The sequence below is a fragment of the Agromyces sp. Root81 genome (genome assembly GCF_001429165.1).
In the GTDB taxonomy this organism is placed as follows: domain Bacteria; phylum Actinomycetota; class Actinomycetes; order Actinomycetales; family Microbacteriaceae; genus Agromyces.
The window spans coordinates 247,296-265,047 of the sequence record NZ_LMIR01000003.1 but is presented as its reverse complement, the minus strand read 5'-3'; the positions used below and the strand labels follow the sequence as shown (position 1 = coordinate 265,047).

Here is a 17,752-nt window from a genome sequence, read left to right as displayed (position 1 = left end):
GAACTGGAGATCCACACCATGAACGTCCTCATCGCGGGCGCCGGCATCGGCGGCCTGACGACGGCGCTCTCGCTGCATGCGGCGGGCATCGACGACGTGACGCTGTACGAGTCGACGCCAGAGATCCGGCCCCTCGGCGTCGGCATCAACCTGCTGCCGCACGCCGTGCGCGAGCTCACCGAGCTCGGCCTCGGCGACGAACTCGCCGAGCTCGGCGTGGCCACGAGCACCCTCTCGTACTTCAACCGCCACGGCCAGCAGATCTGGACGGAGCCGCGCGGGCGCGCGGCCGGCTACAACTGGTCGCAGTACTCCGTGCACCGGGGTCGGCTGCAGCTCATGCTGCGCGACGCCGTGCTCGAGCGCCTCGGCGCCGACGCGATCCGCCTGGGCAGCCCGGTCGGCGACGCCCGCACCGAGGGCGCGCGCACGAGCGTCGCCATCGTCGGCGGCCCGGACGCCGGCACGCGAATGACGGCCGACGTCGTGATCGGTGCCGACGGCATCCACAGCGCGCTGCGCCGCCAGCACTATCCCGACGAGGGCGCTCCGGTGTGGAACGGGCTGATCCTCTGGCGCGGCACCGCGCGGGTGGCGCCGTACCTCGACGGGCTCACGATGATCATGGCCGGCGATGCGCTGCAGAAGTTCGTCGCCTACCCGCTGTCGGCCGTCGGCGACGACGGACTGCAGACCGTGAACTTCATCGCCGAGTACCGCTCGGAGGATGCGGAACCGGGCGCGAGCGACTGGAACCGCGGCGCCGACCCGAGCGCCGTGCTCGGCCGGTTCACCGACTGGGACTTCGGCTGGCTCGACGTTCCGGCCGTGATCAGGGCCGCCGACGAGATCCTCGAGTACCCGATGGTCGACCGCGACCCGATCCCGCGCTGGACCCACGGCACGCAGACCCTGCTCGGCGACTCGGCGCACGCGATGTACCCGATCGGTTCGAACGGTGCGTCGCAGGCGATCATCGACGCCCGAACGCTCGCGTTCCAGCTCGGCACCGTCGACTCAGCCGAGGAGGCGCTCGTCGCCTACGAGGCCGAGCGCCGGCCCCGCACCACGGCGATCACGCTCAGCAACCGCTCGATGGGACCTGAGCAGGTCATGCAGCTCGCCTACGAGCGCGCGCCCGGAGGCTTCGGCGACATCGAGCTCGTGGTGCCGTACGCGGAGCGTGCCGAGATCGCGAACCGCTACAAGGAGGCGGCGGGCTTCGTGCCCGAGCTGCTGAACGAGCGGGCGAGCCTCTCGGTGCCGGCGCCGCGCGACGTCTGACGCGACACCGTCAGATCGGGCCGAGTCGTTCGATGCTCGTGCCGTGCGATGTCTGACGCGACACCGTCAGATCGGGCCGAGTTCGGGACCGTGCGTCTCCATCAGGTGGGTGCGCAGAGCCTCGGCGAAGCCCGCGGGGTCGTCGGCGCGCAGCCGCTCGATGAGGGCGCGATGCTCGTTCACGACCTCGTCGGCCCGCTCGAAGAGCGAATCGCGGTGAGCGCTCAGCAGCAGTCGCTGCCGGTCGGCGAGCCGATCGCCGACGTCGAGCAGCGTGGCGTTGCCGCCGGCTTCGACGAATGAGCGGTGGAACGCGATCGTCAGCGTCACGAACGCGTCGAGGTTGCGGGACTCGAGGGCGGCGCGCTGCTCGGCGAGCCCCGGCTCCAGTCGATCTGCGAGCGCCAGCCGGGCCGCGGAGGTCGCCCGCTGCACGCCCATCGCCTCGAGGATCAGCCGGGCGTCGGCCAGGTCGGCGGTCTCGCGGTCGCTGAGCCCGCGCACGAGGGCGCCGCGCTTCGGGTAGATCGTGATCCACCCTTCGTCCTGCAGCCGTGAGAGCGCGGCGCGCACGGGGGTGCGGCTCATGCCGAGCTGCACGGCGAGCTCGTTCTCGCTGAGCATCGTGTCGGGCCGGTGGGTGCCGTCGAGGATGGCGGCGCGGATGGCCGCGCGGGCCCGCTCTGCGGCGCTGTCGACGGTCGGCATTCCACCATCATGGCGGTGCAGCGGCGCCGGTGCATCCGCTGCCCGGATCGAGTTCGCGGCAGCGGTCACGCGGCGTCATGGCCGTCGGCTATGGCGGACGCCTCGGGGGAGTCGTCGGCCGAGGCATCCGCTCGCCGTGACACCGCCCTGCGCCACCGGTGGATGCCCCAGGCGCCCGCGAGTGCCGCGATGGCGATGGCGGCGAAGACGAGGTCGGAAACGCCTGCGGTGCGCTCGAGCACCCAGCTCTCGACCGCGAACTGCTGCGAGGCGCCGAGCACACCGCCGAGCGAGGCGGTGCCCTCCGTGACGATGAGGAGCACGCCGATGCCGATGCCGAGGAGGCCGCCGACGATCTGCGTCCAGGTGTTGGTCCAGCGGCCGATGCGCACCGTGCGGGGGCGCAGCATGCCGCGGAGCCGCGGCGACCGCGACCACGCGAAGGCGAGCACGAAGAGCGGCACCGTCATGCCGAGGGCGAAGACCGCGAGCACGATGCCGCCGTAGAGCGGCTGTCCGCCGAGTGCGGCGAGGGCCAGCACCGAGCCGAGCAGCGGACCCGCGCAGACCCCCGCGAGACCGTAGACGGTGCCGAGCAGGTAGACGGATGCCGCGCCGGTGCCCTCTGCCGCTCCGCTGCGGGTGAATGCGGGCAACGGGATGCCGACGAGCTGCACCGCGCCGAGCACGATGATGACGATCGCGGCCACCGTCACGAGGGCCGTGCGGTTGGCGCTGACGAACGCACCGACCGTGCCGGCGAGCACGCCGATCGGCACGAGCGTCGTGATGAGGCCGAGGTAGAACACCCCGGTGCGGGCGATGAGCCGGCTCGGGCTCGTGAATGCGTAGGCGAAGAACGCCGGCAGCAGCATCACCGAGCAGGGGCTCAGCAGGGTGAGGATGCCGCCGACGAGCGCGCCGGCGAGCCCGAGGGAGATCACTCGCCCGCCGCGGCCAGCTGTTCGTCGAGGAGGGCGCGGAAGTTCTCGATGGGCTGGGCCCCGGAGAGCGCCTGGTCGCCCGCGACGAAGAACGGCACGCTCGTGACACCGAGCTTCTGGGCCTCTTCCGTGCTCGCGAGCACGGCGTCGCGGAGGTCGGCGCGGTCGAGGTCCTGTTCGAACTTCGCGAGGTCGGGCACGCCGGCCGCAGTGGCGAAGCCGATGAGCTTCTCGCGGGGCATGTCGGGGTGGCCCTTCTCGGGCGCGGCCGCGAAGACGGCCTCGAGGTACTCGGGGAACTTGCCCTGCTCGCCTGCGGCACGGGCCGCGACGGCGGCGTCGATCGACTCCTCGCCGAAGAACGCGACATCGCGGAACTCGTAGCGCACGAGGCCCTTCTCGACGTACTCATCGAAGATGGTCGGCAGCGTCTGGTTCGTCACGACGGCGCAGTAGGGGCAGCGGAAATCGGCCCACTCGACGAGCACCACCGGGGCGTCGACGTCGCCGATCGCGAGCGGGTCGTCGGGGTCGCGCGTGGCGAGCTCGGAGCCGGCCCCGGCGGCCGCACCGGCATCGTCTGCGGCGGGCGTCTTCGCGGCATCGGCGGCGGCCGTCTGCCCGGCGCCCGGCACCGACAGTGCGATCACGACGATGAGCAGGAACGCGGCGACCGCGCCGAGCACGACGTTCAGGATGCGGGCGACGCGGAGCTTGCGCGCGAGCGGGTGGACGGGCTTCGGGGAGGGCGTTTTCGTGGACATCGCGGCCTAGGATACATGTTGAATCCTAGAGCGAGCCGAGTCACCAGTCGTGCATCGATCCGTCGAGCAGACGGTTGACCGGGAGGTACGCCGCCTCGTACGGATGCGCCGCGGCGACCACGTCGTCGTACTCCACGCCGAGCCCCGGGCTCGTGCCCGGCGCGAGCATCCCGCCGGCGAATCGGATCTCGCTTCGGAACACGTCGCCGGTGGCCGCACTGTGCCGCATGTACTCCTGGATGCCGAAGTTCGGGATCGCGACGCCGAGGTGGATCGCGGCGGCGAGCCCGACGGGCGACACATCCGTCGGACCGTGCACCCCCGACTTGATCTGGTAGACCGACGCGTAGTCGAGGATGCGGCGGAGACCCGTGATGCCGCCGGCGTGCGTGATGGGGGAGCGAACGTAGTCGATCAGCTGCTCCTCGAAGAGCTCGCGGTAGTCCCAGATCGTGTTGAACACCTCGCCGATCGCCAGCGGCGTCGTGGTGTGCTCCCGCACCCGGCGCAGCACGGCCTGATTCTCGGCGGGCGTCACGTCTTCGAGCCAGAACAGGTCGTACGGTTCGAGCGACTTTCCGAGCTTGGCCGCCTGGATCGGCGTCAGCCGATGATGCGCGTCGTGCAGGAGCGGCAGCTCCGGGCCGAACTCGTTGCGCACCGCCTCGAACACCCCGGGGATGTGGCGCAGGTACGCGCGGGTGTCCCACGCCTCCTCCGACGGCAGCGGCCCGCGCTTGGCGGGTTCGTAGTCGTAGCGGATGCCTCCGGCCCCCGCCCCGCCGGCCGATGCCGCGCCGCCCGCGACACCGTAGACCGCGCCGAGGCCCGGAACTCCGGTCTGGATGCGGATGGCACGATAGCCCTGCTCGAGGTGCTCGGCGATCGAGTCGAAGAGTTCGGGGAGCCCGGCCCCGCTCGCGTGCCCGTAGACGAGGCATCCCTCGCGGCTCCGGCCGCCCAGCAGCTGGTAGAGGGGGAGGCCGGCCGACTTGGCCTTCAGGTCCCACAGCGCGGTGTCCACGGCGGCGATCGCCGTCATCGTGACCGGACCGCGTCTCCAGTAGGCGCCGCGGTACAGGTACTGCCAGGTGTCCTCGATCGCGTGGGCATCGCGTCCGATCAGGAGCGGGACGACGTGCTCGGACAGGTAGGCGGCGACCGCGAGTTCACGCCCGTTCAGCGTGGCATCGCCGAGCCCGGTCGTGCCGTCCTCCACGGTGATGCGCAGCGTGACGAAGTTGCGGCCAGGGCTCGAGACGAGCACCTCGGCTCCCGTGATCTTCATGATGGTGTGGTCCTTTCGTTCTGCGCGGCATCGGCCGATGATCGGGGGATCGGTTCATCGAGGGCTGCGGCGTCGGCGATGGTGCGGTCTGCCGCGAGAAGCTCGCGCCCTTCGGCGCGTTCGGCCTCGAGCACGGGCGTGATCCTGAGGCGGATCTTCAGCGGGGCATCCTGCTGGATCTGTCGGAGGCGGTGCTCGATGCGCGCGTTGGCGAACCGTTCGCGGAGCCGCTCGAGATAGCGGTCGAGATCGAGCCGGGCGGGGAGGTGACGGACGGCGGCGGCCCAGAAGGCCTCGACGTCGGCTGCGACCACCGGGTCGGCCATCGCTGCGGCGACCGTCTCGTGTCCGCGGCGGAGGCCTCGCGCCGCGAGGATCGTGTGCGCACCGTTCAGGAGCCACAGCTTGCGTCTCGTGTACGGGCCGACATCGTCGGCGAACGTCGCTCCGGCAGACTCCCAATCCGGCCGACCCGCCGGGAATCGGCCAGCGAGCACCCAGTCGGCGAACGGCTCGGCCACGACCGGTGACCGGTCGTCTGCCCCGGTGAGGCGGCGGACCGCCTCGAGGTCGTGCACCGTCGTGCGCGGCGTGATGCGATCGACCGAGGTGGTGACGAACGACACCTCCCGTTCCAGCGTGGCCCGGAAACCGGGGTCGACGCGGTCGGCGATCATGCCGAGGATGGAGGCGACGAGTGCGCCGTTCTCGGGCAGGTTGTCGCAGGGCACGACGGCGATCGGGCCGGCGCCGACGCCATGGCGGTGGCGCAGTCCGTCGTACAGGCGTCCCATGGCCGTCACCGGATCGGCACCGGCGATCAGCCGAGCGATGTCATCAACGTGGTACTCCTCGACGGAGGCGGCGTCGGGGCCGACGCCGTAGCCGCGTTCCGTCACCGTGATGGTGATGACCGCGACGGCCGGTTCGCCGAGCAACTCGCGGAACCGGTGCATCGCGCTGCCGTCGTGCGCCTCGACGAGGTTCGACAGCACCGAGGCCCGATCTCCATCGGGCCCGCGCTCGACGAGCGTGAAGAGGCCGCCCTGCTCCTCGAGCGGGCGTGCCGCCGCTGGGCTGCGGACGGTGAACGCCGCGATGCCCCACTCGGCGGCGTCGGATGCATTCGCCGTGAACCAGACCTGGTGGGAACGGTGGAAGGCGCCGAGTCCGAGGTGGACGATGCGGGCAGGGGGCACGGCAGCACCGGGTGCACGGTGGAGGCGGGGGAACGCGCTCACAGCTTGAACACCCGTCGCGGGGCATCGTCGGTGAGGGTGCGGATCGCGCGACGGGCGGCGGGCAAGGACAGGCGTTCCTCGGCGACGAGGCCGGCCAGGAAACCCGCATCGACGCGACGGGCGACGTCGTGGCGCGCGGGGATCGAGCACAGTGCGCGAGTGTCGTCGACGAACCCCGCCGTGCGCGAGAACCCCGCGGTCTCGATCGTCGCCCGACGGAAGCGCAGCATCGCGTCGGGAGCGTCGAGGAACCACCACGGCGAGCCGAGGTAGACGCTCGGGTAGAAGCCCGCGAGGGGTGCGAGCTCGCGTGAGTAGGTCGTCTCGTCGATCGTGTAGAGCACGAGGTGGAAGCCTGCTGCCGTGCCGAAGTCCTCGAGCAGCGGTTGCAACGCACCCGTGAAGTCGAGCGCGAACGGGATGTCGTGGCCGGTGTCCGGGCCGAAGGCGCGTCGCGTCGGCGGATGGTGGTCACGATGGACGCCCGGGTGCACGGTCATGACGAGGCCGTCGTCGACGCTCATCCGGGCCGACTCGTAGAGCATGTGGGCTTCGAAGGCCGCCCGATCGGACTCCGCAGCGTCGACGCGGCGGACCCGGTCGAAGAGCCGCGCCGCCTCGTCGGCCTCGAGGCGCAGCGTCTGCGCCGTTCGGACGCCATGGTCGGCGGACACCGCGCCATGCCGGATGAAGCGTGCGCGCTGGGTGCGCAGGGCGCCGAGGTACCCGGCGTGGTCGGCGCTGGTGCCGGATGCCGCGGTCAGCCGATCGACGCGGTCGGCGAAGCCGGGGGCCGCCGACACGTAGGCATCGGGTCGGAACGTCGGGACGACCCTCGTCGGCACGTCGGACAGCGCGGCGAGTGCCGCGTGGGCGGAGAGGTCGTCGAGCGGGTCATCGGTCGTGGCCAGCACCTCGATGTCGAAGTCGCGGAGCAGCGCGCGGGGTCGGAATCCGGGTTCGGCGAGCCGGACGGCGATGACGTCGTACAGTTCGTCGGCGTTCGCGGCCGACGGTTCGACGGCGACGCCGAACAGTTCGACGAGCTCATCGCGCAGCCAGAGTCCGCTCGCCGTGCCGTCGAAGAGCGGCCAGCGTGCGCAGAAGCTGCGCCACACCGCGCGCGGGTCCGCGGGGGAGTCGCCGCGTCCGAGTTCGCTGAGGCTCACACCGTCGGCGTGCAGCACGCGGGTGACGTAGTGGTCGGGGGTGATGAGGAGCGTCGCGGGGTCGGCGAAGGCGCGATCGGCCTCGATGAGGCCGGCCGGCACGTGGCCGTGCGGCGAGAGGATCGGCAGCGCAGCGACCTCCTGGAGCAGTTCGAGGGCGATGCCGCGGGTTCGCGGATCGGCGGGCAGCACTCGCGTGTCGGGGTTGGCGAGCTGCTCGGCGGCGATGGTGTCCGTCACGGTGGTCCTCTCGGTTCCCGCCGACGATAGGTCGCCGTCGTCGGCGACGACAAACGGTTGCCATAAATTGCCATGCGCGCGTAGGCTCGCCGGGTCGTGCCGTCGAACGGTGCAGGAGGGCAGCAGCATGGTGAACCGCAGAGCGGTGACGATCCGCGATGTCGCCGAGCGCGCCGGCGTGGCGACGTCGACCGTCTCGCGCGCGCTGAGCCGGCCCGGGCGGGTGAGCGAGACCACTCGCGAGCTCGTCGAGCGCGTCGCAGCGGAGCTCGACTATCGCCCGAGCGTGCACGCCAGGGCGCTCGGGTCGAGGCGCACCGGGTCGATCGCCCTCGTCGTCGCCGACATCGCGAACGGGTACTACGTCGACGTCATCCGCGGCACCCAGCTCGAGCTGGGGGCGGCCGGCCATCGCCTGTTCCTCGTCGACACCGAGGAGTCCGCGGACGCCGAGCGGGCAGCGATCGCCGCCTTGCGCGGTGCCACCGACGGCATCATCCTCGCCGCATCCCGCCTGAGCGACGCCGAGCTGCGCAGCATCGCCGCGCTGCATCCGCTCGTCGCGATCAACCGCAGTGCCGAGGGCGTCGCGACCGTGGTCGTCGACACCGCCGCGGCCGTGGTCCGCGCCCTCGAGCACCTCGCCTCACTGGGGCATCGCCGCGTGGCGTTCGTCGGCGGGCCGGTGGGCTCGTGGTCGAGTGCGCGGCGGCGGCACACGACATCGTCCGCCGGTCGGCGTCTCGGGATCGACGTGGTCGATGTGGGGCACTTCACGCCCACCCGTGCTTCGGGAGCCGCCGCGGCCGACGCGGTGCTGCTGACCGGGGCCACCGCGTGTCTCGCGTTCAACGACGCCATCGCCATCGGCATGCTCGGCCGGTTGCAGGAGCGCGGCGTGCGGGTGCCGGAGGACCTCGGCATCGTGGGCTGCGACGACGTGTTCGGAGCAGACTTCTGCAGCCCGCCGCTCACGACGATCCGGGTGCCGGGGGAGCGGGCCGGTCGAGCGGCAGCGGCGACGATGCTCGTGCACCTTCGAGACCCGCAGCCGGAGGCCGGCGCGCCGCTCGTGCTCGGTGCCGAACTCATCGTGCGCCGGTCGACCGGCCCGGTGGCCTGACGGCGCGAGACGACGCCGGCGCACGCCGTGCGGCTCGAGCGCGATCTGTTACGCTGGCAGATAATCGATAATCGACAGGTGGATATGTCTCGCATCTCGGCTGTAGAAGTCATCCCGCTCGCGTTCCGCGATCCCGCCCTCCTCAACACGGTGGGGGTGCACGAGCCGCTCGCACTCCGCACGCTCGTGAAGCTGCGGCTCGACGACGGCACGATCGGGCTCGGCGAGACCATCGGCGAGCTCTCCGTGATCGAGGATCTCCGCAGGATCGCTCCGCGGATCATCGGCATGCGGGTCGACGATCGCTCCTCACTGACCGACGCGATCGTGGCCGAGCTGGGGGATCCTGCATCGCACCGCACGATGCGCGCGTGCTCGCCGATCAACGTCGCGGCGTACGACGCCCACGGCCGACTCGAAGGGGTCCCGGTCGCCGAGCTCCTCGGCGGGCGGGTGCGAGACGAGGTGGACTTCGCCGCGTACCTGTTCTACAAGTGGGCCGGTCACCCTGGGGAGCCGGCCGACCGATGGGGAGCCGCGCTCGACCCCGTCGGGGTCGTCGCGCAGGCGCGCATGCTCATCGACGAGTACGGCTTTCGCTCGATCAAGCTCAAGGGGGGCGTCTTCGAACCCGGGCAGGAGGTCGCGGCCGTACAGGCGCTCGCGCAGGCCTTCCCCGGCGTGCCGCTGCGGCTCGACCCGAATGCCGGGTGGTCGGTGCCGACCTCCATCGAGGTCGCCGTCGCGCTCGACGGAGTGCTCGAATACCTGGAGGATCCGGCACCCGGCGTCCATGCGATGGCCCAGGTCCGCGCACAGGCGCCCATGCCGCTCGCCACCAACATGATCGGCACCACCTGGCCCGAGTTCGACGAGATGGTCGAGCTCGGCGGCGTCGACATCGTGCTCGCCGACCACCATATGTGGGGCGGGCTCGACGCGACGCGCGAGCTCGCCGCCCGATGCGGAGCGGCCGGCCTCGGTGTCTCGATGCACTCGAACTCGCACCTCGGCGTCTCGCTCGCCGCGATGGTGCACGTGGCGGCGGCGACGCCCGAGCTCGACCACGCCTGCGACACGCACTACCCCTGGAACTCCGATGACGAGATCGTCGATCTCGGCGACATCGCATTCTCCGGCGGTGCCGTGCGAGTGCCGGATGCCCCGGGGCTCGGCGTCGAGCTGCGCGACGACGTCGTCGATCGCCTGCACCGGCAGTACCTCGAGTCCGGCCGCACGGTGCGTGACGACACGGGGTACATGCGCACCTTCGATCCCGCGTTCGATCCCTCGCCCGCGCGGTTCTGATGACCGCGGTCTTCCGGTTGTTCCCCTGGGACGTCGAGGGGGATCCCGATGCCGCGGCGTCGCTCGCACGGCGCGGCGTCGAACGGGTCGCGCTCGCAGCCACGTATCACGCGGCCCGGGTCGCGACCCCGAGGCATCCGCTGCATCGCGTGGTCGAGCTGCGCACATCGGCGAGCTATCTCGGCCGACTCGGCCCGCTCCCAGAAGGACCCTGGTCGTTCGATCCGGCACGCGACGCGCTCCAGCGCGCCGGCATCGCCGTCGATGCGTGGATCGTGCTCGGGCACCTCGACGGTGTCCGGCCCGACCTGCCACGCGTGGTCAATGCGTTCGGCGACGAGCTGTCGCATGCGCTGTGCCTCAGCTCGCCGGCGAGCCGCCGCTTCGTGATCGAGCTGGCCGGCGCCGCATTCCCGACCGCGGCGGGCGGCACGGCCTGGCTGGAAGCCCTCGGGTGGCTCGCGCTGCCGCACGGGTCGCTGCACGAGAAGACGGCGGGGGCCGACTTCGATGCCCGCCAGATCGGACTGCTGGGACGTTGCATGTGCGACGAGTGCCTCGACGGGCTGATGCCGGCCCCGGATCGAGACGGATTCCGGGCCGGTGTGCGCGCCGCTGTCGACGGCGCGATGGATCCGCCCGGGATGGACGGGCTCCTGGCGAATCGGGAGCGCGTGGTCGACACGCTCCACGAGGAGGTCGCCGCACTCGCCGCACAGCACGACGTCGAGCTGCGAATCGCGGCCGAAGACACCGGAGCGGGCCGCCGCTCGCAGGTCTACGTCGGATGCTGGGGCGACGTCGAGCAGGGCCGCGCCGCGCTCGCTCGAGCGGCCCGCCACGATCGACGAGTCGCGTACGTGACGATCCTCGACGGCGATCCGCAGGGATTCGCCGCCCACTGGGCGGCCCTCGCCGAATCGGGCGCCGATGAACTGCACGTCTATCACGCCGGCCTCGCGTCGGATCGTCGCCTCGAGGCCGCGATCAGGGCCGTCGAGGTCTTCGACGAGGCGAGGCGCGCGCGGCGACCCTCGGCAGTGATCGAACCACCGGACACCGCCGCCCCACATGATTCGAGGCCATCGTGACAGCACCAGCACCAGCACCAGCACCAGCACCAGCACCCGCACTGGGTGATGGCGCGCTCTTCTTCCCGGTCACGCCGTTCGCGCGATCGGGCGCGGTCGACCGCGAGATGCTCGCCGAGCACGTCGCGTCGCGGCTGCCCTACGCACCGGGCGGAGTGTTCCCCGCCTGCGGTACCGGGGAGTTCCACGCCCTCGGTCACGACGAGGTCCTCGACGTCGTGCGCACCACGGTCGCGACCGTGGCCGGCCGCGTGCCGGTGATCGCCGGCGCAGGCGGGCCCCTCGGTCACGCCGTCGGGCTCGCGCGCGGCGCCGCCGAGGCTGGCGCCGACGGACTGCTGCTGTTGCCGCCGTACCTCGTGTCGGGCACCACCGAGGGGCTCGTCGCCTGGGTCGAGGCGATCGCGGAGGCGAGCGAGCTCCCGGTGATCGTCTACCACAGGGGCTCCGCCCGGTACACGGATGTCGCGATCCGGCGCCTCGCCGAGAATCCGAGGATCGTCGGGTTCAAGGACGGAATCGGGGATCTCGGGCTCGCGCAGGCGATCGTGCTCGCAGCCGAAGACGCCGGTCGCGATTTCCAGTTCTTCAACGGGCTCCTCACCGCCGAGCTCATGCAGGGCGCCTACCGCGGCATCGGCGTTCCGCGTTACTCCTCTGCGGCCTTCGCGATGATCCCCGAGGTGGCGAGCCTGCACTACCGCGTATACACGGACGGCGACGAGGCGGCACGGATGACGCTGCTCCGCGAGTTCTACGCACCTCTCGTGCGGCTCCGTGACGAGACGCCCGGTTTCGGCGTCTCCCTCATCAAGGCGGGGCTGCGACTGCGGGGACTCGAGGTCGGCTCGGTGCGCCCGCCGCTCGTCGACCCGACGCCCGAGCAGGAGGCGCGACTGGCGGAGCTGCTCGAGACCGGCCTCGAGCTCGCCGATCGCCTCGAGACGACGGTCGCCCCGTGACCGGCCCATCGCTCGCCCAGGTCGCCGACGACGCCCGCAGGGCGTTCGCGAGCACCGTCGACTCGAGCGCCGCCGACCGGGCCCGATGGCTCATCGCCGTCGCGGACGAACTCGACGCGGACGCATCCGAGCTCATCGCGCTCGCTGCAGAGGAATCGCACCTCGGCAGCTCTCGCCTCACCGGCGAACTCGCTCGTACGACGGGGCAGCTGCGCCTCTTCGCCCACGCGATCGTCGAGGGCTCCTACCTCGAAGCGACCATCGACCACCCCGAACCGGCGTCGACGCCGCCGCGACCCGACCTGCGGCGGATGCTGCGGCCGCTCGGACCGGTCGCGGTGTTCAGCGCCTCGAACTTCCCGTTCGCCTTCTCGGTGGCCGGGGGCGACACCGCCTCGGCGCTCGCGGCGGGGTGCCCGGTCGTCGTGAAGGGGCACTCGGCCCACCCTCGGCTGTCGCTGCGCACCGCAGCACTCGTCGTGCGCGCGCTCGATGCATGCGGCGCGCCTGACGGTGTCTTCGGCCATGTCGCCGGACGTGCGACGGGGGTCGCGCTCGTCCGGCATCCGGCGATCAGGGCGGTCGGGTTCACCGGTTCGCTGCACGGCGGTCGTGCCCTCTTCGACCTCGCCGCAGGGCGGCCCGATCCCATCCCGTTCTACGGGGAGCTCAGCGCCGTGAACCCGGTACTGATCACACGCGCGGCGCTGGATGCACGCGCGGGGGAGCTCGCGGCCGGCCTCGCGGCCTCGGTGACGCTCGGCAACGGCCAGTTCTGCACGAACCCGGGGGTCGTGTTCGCGCCCGCGGGCTCCGGCTTCGCCCAGCTGGTCGCGGCTGCCGTGGGGACTCCGGACCCGATGCCCATGCTGTCCGAAGGCATCGCAGCGGCCTACGCCGACCGGCTCGCCGAGCTGGCCGGGCATGACGGCGTGTCGATCGTGGCCGGCGAGGTCGTGCAGCAGCCGGGCGCCGCGGCACCCGTCGTGGCCTCGACGACCACCTCCACCGTCCTCGCCGACCCGTCCGCCCTGCTCGCCGAGTGCTTCGGGCCCGCGGTCCTCGTCGTCGAGTACACCTCGGTCGGTGAGGCGCTCGACGCGATCCGCGCCATCGGCGGGAGCCTCACGGCCACCGTGCATGCGGAGCCGGGGGAGGAGCTGCGCGACATCGTCGCCGTGCTCGGCGAGGTCGCCGGGCGCGTGCTCTTCGCCGGGTGGCCGACCGGTGTCGCCGTGAGCTGGGCGCAGCAGCACGGCGGGCCGTGGCCGTCCACGACGTCGATCCACACCTCGGTGGGCGTGACGGCGATACGCCGGTTCCTGCGTCCCGTCGCGTACCAGGACGCGCCGGAGGCGGTGCTGCCGCCGGAGCTCCGCGAGTCGAATCCGCTCGGAATCCCGCGCCGCATCGACGGCGTGCTCACCCTCCCATGACGAAGCGGCCGAGCCGCAGACGAGGAGCCCCCTGATGAACGCCGATCACGAGATCGTCGTCGTGACCGGTGCGGCCGGTCGAGTCGGCCGCGCGGTCGTGCCGTTGCTCCGACGCGAGCGCCGCGTCCTCCGGCTGCTCGACATCGCCGTCCCGGACCCACGCGATCGGGACCATCGCGACGAGTGGATCGAGGCGTCGATCACCGATCGGGAGGCGCTGGCATCCGCGTTCGCCGGCGCCACGGCGGTCATCCATCTCGGCGGGCACGCTGCCGAACGGACGTGGGCCGACATCCTGTCGGTCAACATCGACGGCAGTCAGGCGGTGCTCGACAGCGCAAGGGTCGCCGGCGTGCGCCGGGTCCTGCTCGCGAGCACGTATCACGTGGTGGGTTTCGAGACCCCCGATCGGCTGGGCGCCGCCGGCATGATCCCGCCGAGGCCGGACACGTACTACGCGGTGAGCAAGGCGGCCATGGAGGCGCTCGGCAGCGTGTTCGCCGACCGGTTCGGTATGACGATCGTGTCGGCCCGCATCGGCTCCTTCGGGCGGCGACCGGCGGGTCCCCGCGGGCTCGCGCAATGGTGCTCGCCCGGCGACGCCGCCAGACTGATGGAGGCCGTGATCGCCAGGGAGGAGCCCGGCCACACGATCGTCTGGGCGGTGAGCGACAACTCCCCGGGGTGGTTCCCCCTCGACGCCGGGCGGTCGATCGGATTCGAGCCCCGAGACGACGCGGCCCGCGAACTCGTCGCCATGCATCGCGCTGGCCGGACCGTCGAGATACCCGAACGCATCGACGACCTCGATCTCGACTCGATCCTGGGATACGGGTTCGTCACGCCGGCGCTGCCGCTGGGGCATCCGCTGCTCGACTGACCGTTCGGCGCTCCCACCTCGACACAGTTTGCAAGCGATTATCGATTATCGTAGACTTCCGACGTCGGAGTGGATGTCCCTCCCTACCCCACCACGAGAGGATCAAAGATGATCACAGGACGCATGGCCACAGCCGCGGCAGGCCTGACCGCAGTCGCGCTGGCACTCACCGGATGCGCGGCGGGCGCCGAAGGCGGTGAAACCGGCGAGAAGGTCACGGTCACCATGCTCGTCAACATCACACCGAACCTGACCGAGGCGTTCTGGAACGACCTCGTCGCGCCCTTCGAAGAAGCCAATCCCGATATCGACGTGAAGATCCAGGCCCCGGCGGCCGAGGGCGTCGCGAAGACGCTCCCGCAACTCCTCGCCTCGGGCGAGGTCCCCGACATCGTCGAGACGGTGCCGCCGACGGAGGAGCTCGCGCCCGAACTCGTCGACCTCTCGCAGTACGACTGGGCGAAGAACGGACCGCTCGCCGACCAGTACTCGCTCGACGGCAAGTACTACATGGCGGGCATCGGCTACCAGCTGCAGAGCATCTACTTCTACAACAAGCAGGCGTTCAGCGAGGCCGGCATCGAGGCGCCGCCCACCACGGTCGACGAGCTCGAGGCCGACCTGCAGAAGCTGCAGGACGCCGGATGGACTCCGATCCAGTCGGGTGGCGAGTGGATCACGCAGATCCCCGTGCAGACGACGGGTCTTCCGAGCATCATCGCCGAGAACGCCGACTGGTTCGCCGAGATGTCCGACGGCGACGTCACGTTCAGCGAGACGTACAGCGACGCGATGGAGCGCTACGCATCGTGGGTGGCGGCCGGATACATCCCCGCCGATTCCGTCGGCGTGAAGTACGCCGACGCCGAGCAGCAGTTCCTGTCGGGCAAGTCGGCCATCTACCCGATGGGCAGCTGGTTCGCCGCGTCCGAGGCGAAGGCCGCCGAGAAGCCCGAGATCGGCGTGTTCCGTGCACCTGCCGAGAAGGGCATCGACAACCCGGCCATGGGCGCGAACGTCGCGAACCCCTACGTGATCATGATGGCCTCCGAGCACCAGGACGCCGCGGCCAAGGTCGTGGAGTTCCTCGTCACCGACGAGGAGGCCGTGACCAAGCAGCTCGCGGCGGACGGGAACTTCCGCGACGGCTACGAGTACGAGATGGACGCGCTCGGCCAGGAGCTCCTGGCCATCGTCGCCGACACCCCGGAGTCCGACTTCACGCCGACCGGTGACGGCTACGGTGAGCGGGTGCTGCCGCGTGGCTACCAGACCGAGCTCAACGTGCAGGCCCAGGCCATGCTGACCGGCGTCTCGGCCGCCGACGCCATCGCGGCCATGGACGCCTGGATCGAATCGAACCGCTGACCGGCGCTCGCTGAACCAACAGGTCCGGGTGCGGCCAGCCCGCCGCGCCCGGACCGCCGTCGAACGACCGAAAGCTGGTGACCCTCATGGCCGACACGTCTCGCACGATGATCGTCTGGAAACGGCGTCTCCCGGGCCTGATCATGACGATGCCCGCGGTGATCGTGTTCACCGCGATGTTCCTCGTGCCCACCGTCCTCGGATTCGTGCTCAGCCTCACGAACTGGAACGGCTTCAGCCTGAACCTGACCTTCATCGGATTCGAGAACTACCTCAGGGCGTTCGAGAATCCCCGCTCGGTGGATGCGGCCATCTTCACCACGGTGTTCGCCGTGGTCACCACCGTCGTCTGCAACCTGGTCGGTCTCGCCCTCGCCGTGCTGATCGCCGGCCCGGGACGGGCGAACACGGTCGTCCGCGCCGTCTTCTTCTACCCCTACATCATCAGCGCCCTCATCATCGGATTCCTCTGGTCGGCGATGCTCGCGCCGCAGGGCGTGTTCAACAGCATCCTGGCCAATCTCGGACTCCCGTCGATCCCGTTCCTCACGGACCCGGCATTCGCGCAGACGAGTGTCATCGTCACCGGCATCTGGGCGCACTACGGCTTCTCGATGATCCTGTACATCGCGGGCCTGAAGTCGATCCCCGCCGAGTACTACGAGGCCGCAACGGTCGATGGCGCCGGCCCCTGGGCCCGGTTCAAGAACATCACCGTGCCGCTGCTCGCTCCCATCGTCACGGTCAACATCGTGCTCGGCCTCGTCACCGCCCTCAGGGTCTACGACGTCGTCCTGGCGCTCACAGCGGGCGGCCCGGCGGGCTCGACCGAGACCGTGGTCTTCCAGATCCTCAAGAACTCCTTCGACAACGGCAAGCTCGGCTACGGAGCCGCCCAGGGCGTGATCCTCCTGATCGTGACCGCGGTGCTCGGAATCGGCGTCACGCTGGCGCGTCGCAATGCGGAGAAGAAGGTGGCCGACTGATGCCCACGACCGAAACCATCTCGACCGCGCTGGTCGAAGGCCCGGAAGAGCTCACGCTGAACACGACCGCGATGCGTGCGGTGCAGCGAGAGCGGCGGCGGGCCCGCCGATCGACGCCGACGTCGAACTCGGTCGGCGGACTGATCCTCAAGTGGACGATCCTGTGCCTCGTCGCCGTCGTCATGCTGACCCCGCTCTACATCCTCGTCATCAGCGCGTTCAAGCCGCAGGCCGACATCATCGAGAACCCGCTCGGCTTCTCTCCCGGATCGTTCACCTTCGACTACCTGTGGGCCTCGATCACGAGTGAGAAGTTCAACGTGATCCAGGCGTACGGCATCACGCTGCTGTTCGTGCTGCTCGTCAACGTCTTCAGCATCGGCCTCGCGGCGCCCGCCGCATACGTCATCGCGCGGGGCCAGTCGAAGTGGCACCTCGCGCTGCTGCTCGTGTTCGTCTCCGGCCTGTTCATCCCGGGCCAGGTGACGCTCATCCCGGTCGTCTTCGTGCTCCGAATGCTCGGACTCATCGGCACGATCCCGGGATTCGTGCTCTTCGAGACCGCGGGCACCCTGCCGGTCACGATCTTCCTGTTCGTCGCGTATCTCCGCACGGTGCCCCGGGACATCGACGAAGCCGCGGCCCTCGACGGCGCAGGCAAGATCCGGGCCTTCTGGCTGTGCATCTTCCCGATCATGAAGCCCGCCGTCGCGACGGTCATCGTGCTGCACTCGATCGGCGTCTGGAACGACTTCGTCAATCCGCAGGTGATCCTCGGGCCGAGCTCGGGCATCTACACGGTCACGACGGGCGTCTACGCGGCCATCGGCCAGTTCTCGACCGACTACACCACGGTGTTCCCGACCCTGCTCCTGACGATCGCGCCCGCGATCATCTTCTTCCTCGTGATGCAGCGGTACATCATCGGCGGCCTCGCGGCCGGAGCGACGAAGGGCTGAG

The 17,752-nt window shown here is 70.7% G+C and carries 16 protein-coding genes; 10 read left to right on the top strand and 6 right to left on the bottom strand.

The window, feature by feature from the left end; genetic code table 11:
• The first annotated feature begins 18 nt into the window (after window positions 1-18).
• Complete coding sequence (locus ASE14_RS15795) at window positions 19-1,284, top strand: flavin-dependent oxidoreductase (RefSeq protein WP_056657151.1); 1,266 nt, start codon at window positions 19-21, stop codon at window positions 1,282-1,284.
• Between the two features lie 66 nt (window positions 1,285-1,350).
• Here the strand turns inward: ASE14_RS15795 and ASE14_RS15790 are convergent, their stop codons facing one another.
• From ASE14_RS15790 to uxaC, 6 genes are all read right to left on the bottom strand, one after another.
• Window positions 1,351-1,992, bottom strand: a complete 642-nt coding sequence (locus ASE14_RS15790; protein ID WP_056657149.1) for a GntR family transcriptional regulator — start codon at window positions 1,990-1,992, stop codon at window positions 1,351-1,353.
• A gap of 65 nt (window positions 1,993-2,057) precedes the next feature.
• Window positions 2,058-2,936 carry a cytochrome c biogenesis CcdA family protein gene (locus tag ASE14_RS15785; protein WP_369816504.1) on the bottom strand — a complete coding sequence of 293 codons (879 nt, stop codon included), beginning with the start codon at window positions 2,934-2,936 and terminating at the stop codon, window positions 2,058-2,060.
• The gene (locus tag ASE14_RS15780; protein ID WP_056657146.1) at window positions 2,933-3,700 is read right to left on the bottom strand and encodes a thioredoxin domain-containing protein; all 768 of its coding nucleotides are present in this window, start codon (window positions 3,698-3,700) and stop codon (window positions 2,933-2,935) included. The genes ASE14_RS15785 and ASE14_RS15780 overlap by 4 nt, the downstream gene beginning before the upstream one ends.
• Window positions 3,701-3,740: 40 nt before the next feature.
• A complete protein-coding gene (manD, locus tag ASE14_RS15775; protein WP_056657143.1) occupies window positions 3,741-4,988 on the bottom strand; it encodes a D-mannonate dehydratase ManD in 1,248 nt (415 codons plus the stop codon).
• Window positions 4,985-6,187 carry a mannitol dehydrogenase family protein gene (locus tag ASE14_RS15770; protein ID WP_162257758.1) on the bottom strand — a complete coding sequence of 401 codons (1,203 nt, stop codon included), beginning with the start codon at window positions 6,185-6,187 and terminating at the stop codon, window positions 4,985-4,987. Before ASE14_RS15770 ends, manD begins: the two co-directional genes overlap by 4 nt.
• 38 nt (window positions 6,188-6,225) lie before the next feature.
• Window positions 6,226-7,638: a glucuronate isomerase gene (uxaC, locus tag ASE14_RS15765; RefSeq protein ID WP_235511439.1), complete on the bottom strand. Its 1,413-nt coding sequence runs from the start codon at window positions 7,636-7,638 to the stop codon at window positions 6,226-6,228.
• Between the two features lie 127 nt (window positions 7,639-7,765).
• Here uxaC and ASE14_RS15760 point away from each other — a divergent pair, with 127 nt between their 5' ends.
• The 9 genes from ASE14_RS15760 to ASE14_RS15720 all read left to right on the top strand — a co-directional run bounded on the left by ASE14_RS15760 (window position 7,766) and on the right by ASE14_RS15720 (window position 17,751).
• Window positions 7,766-8,761 carry a LacI family DNA-binding transcriptional regulator gene (locus ASE14_RS15760; protein ID WP_056657137.1) on the top strand — a complete coding sequence of 332 codons (996 nt, stop codon included), beginning with the start codon at window positions 7,766-7,768 and terminating at the stop codon, window positions 8,759-8,761.
• A gap of 84 nt (window positions 8,762-8,845) precedes the next feature.
• Window positions 8,846-10,069: an enolase C-terminal domain-like protein gene (locus ASE14_RS15755; protein WP_056657134.1), complete on the top strand. Its 1,224-nt coding sequence runs from the start codon at window positions 8,846-8,848 to the stop codon at window positions 10,067-10,069.
• Window positions 10,069-11,160 (top strand): hypothetical protein, encoded by a 1,092-nt coding sequence (locus tag ASE14_RS15750; protein ID WP_056657131.1) that lies wholly within the window; start codon window positions 10,069-10,071, stop codon window positions 11,158-11,160. Before ASE14_RS15755 ends, ASE14_RS15750 begins: the two co-directional genes overlap by 1 nt.
• Window positions 11,157-12,122 (top strand): 5-dehydro-4-deoxyglucarate dehydratase, encoded by a 966-nt coding sequence (locus tag ASE14_RS15745; RefSeq protein WP_235511438.1) that lies wholly within the window; start codon window positions 11,157-11,159, stop codon window positions 12,120-12,122. Before ASE14_RS15750 ends, ASE14_RS15745 begins: the two co-directional genes overlap by 4 nt.
• Complete coding sequence (locus ASE14_RS15740) at window positions 12,119-13,558, top strand: aldehyde dehydrogenase (NADP(+)) (protein WP_056657128.1); 1,440 nt, start codon at window positions 12,119-12,121, stop codon at window positions 13,556-13,558. Before ASE14_RS15745 ends, ASE14_RS15740 begins: the two co-directional genes overlap by 4 nt.
• A gap of 34 nt (window positions 13,559-13,592) precedes the next feature.
• Window positions 13,593-14,438, top strand: coding sequence for an NAD(P)-dependent oxidoreductase (locus ASE14_RS15735; protein WP_056657125.1), 846 nt, complete (start codon window positions 13,593-13,595; stop codon window positions 14,436-14,438).
• A 108-nt stretch (window positions 14,439-14,546) separates the two neighbouring features.
• Window positions 14,547-15,806, top strand: coding sequence for an ABC transporter substrate-binding protein (locus ASE14_RS15730; RefSeq protein ID WP_056657122.1), 1,260 nt, complete (start codon window positions 14,547-14,549; stop codon window positions 15,804-15,806).
• Window positions 15,807-15,892: 86 nt separating this feature from the next.
• Window positions 15,893-16,792: a carbohydrate ABC transporter permease gene (locus ASE14_RS15725; protein WP_056657119.1), complete on the top strand. Its 900-nt coding sequence runs from the start codon at window positions 15,893-15,895 to the stop codon at window positions 16,790-16,792.
• Complete coding sequence (locus tag ASE14_RS15720; RefSeq protein ID WP_235511437.1) at window positions 16,792-17,751, top strand: carbohydrate ABC transporter permease; 960 nt, start codon at window positions 16,792-16,794, stop codon at window positions 17,749-17,751. The genes ASE14_RS15725 and ASE14_RS15720 overlap by 1 nt, the downstream gene beginning before the upstream one ends.
• Window position 17,752: the final 1 nt, after the last annotated feature.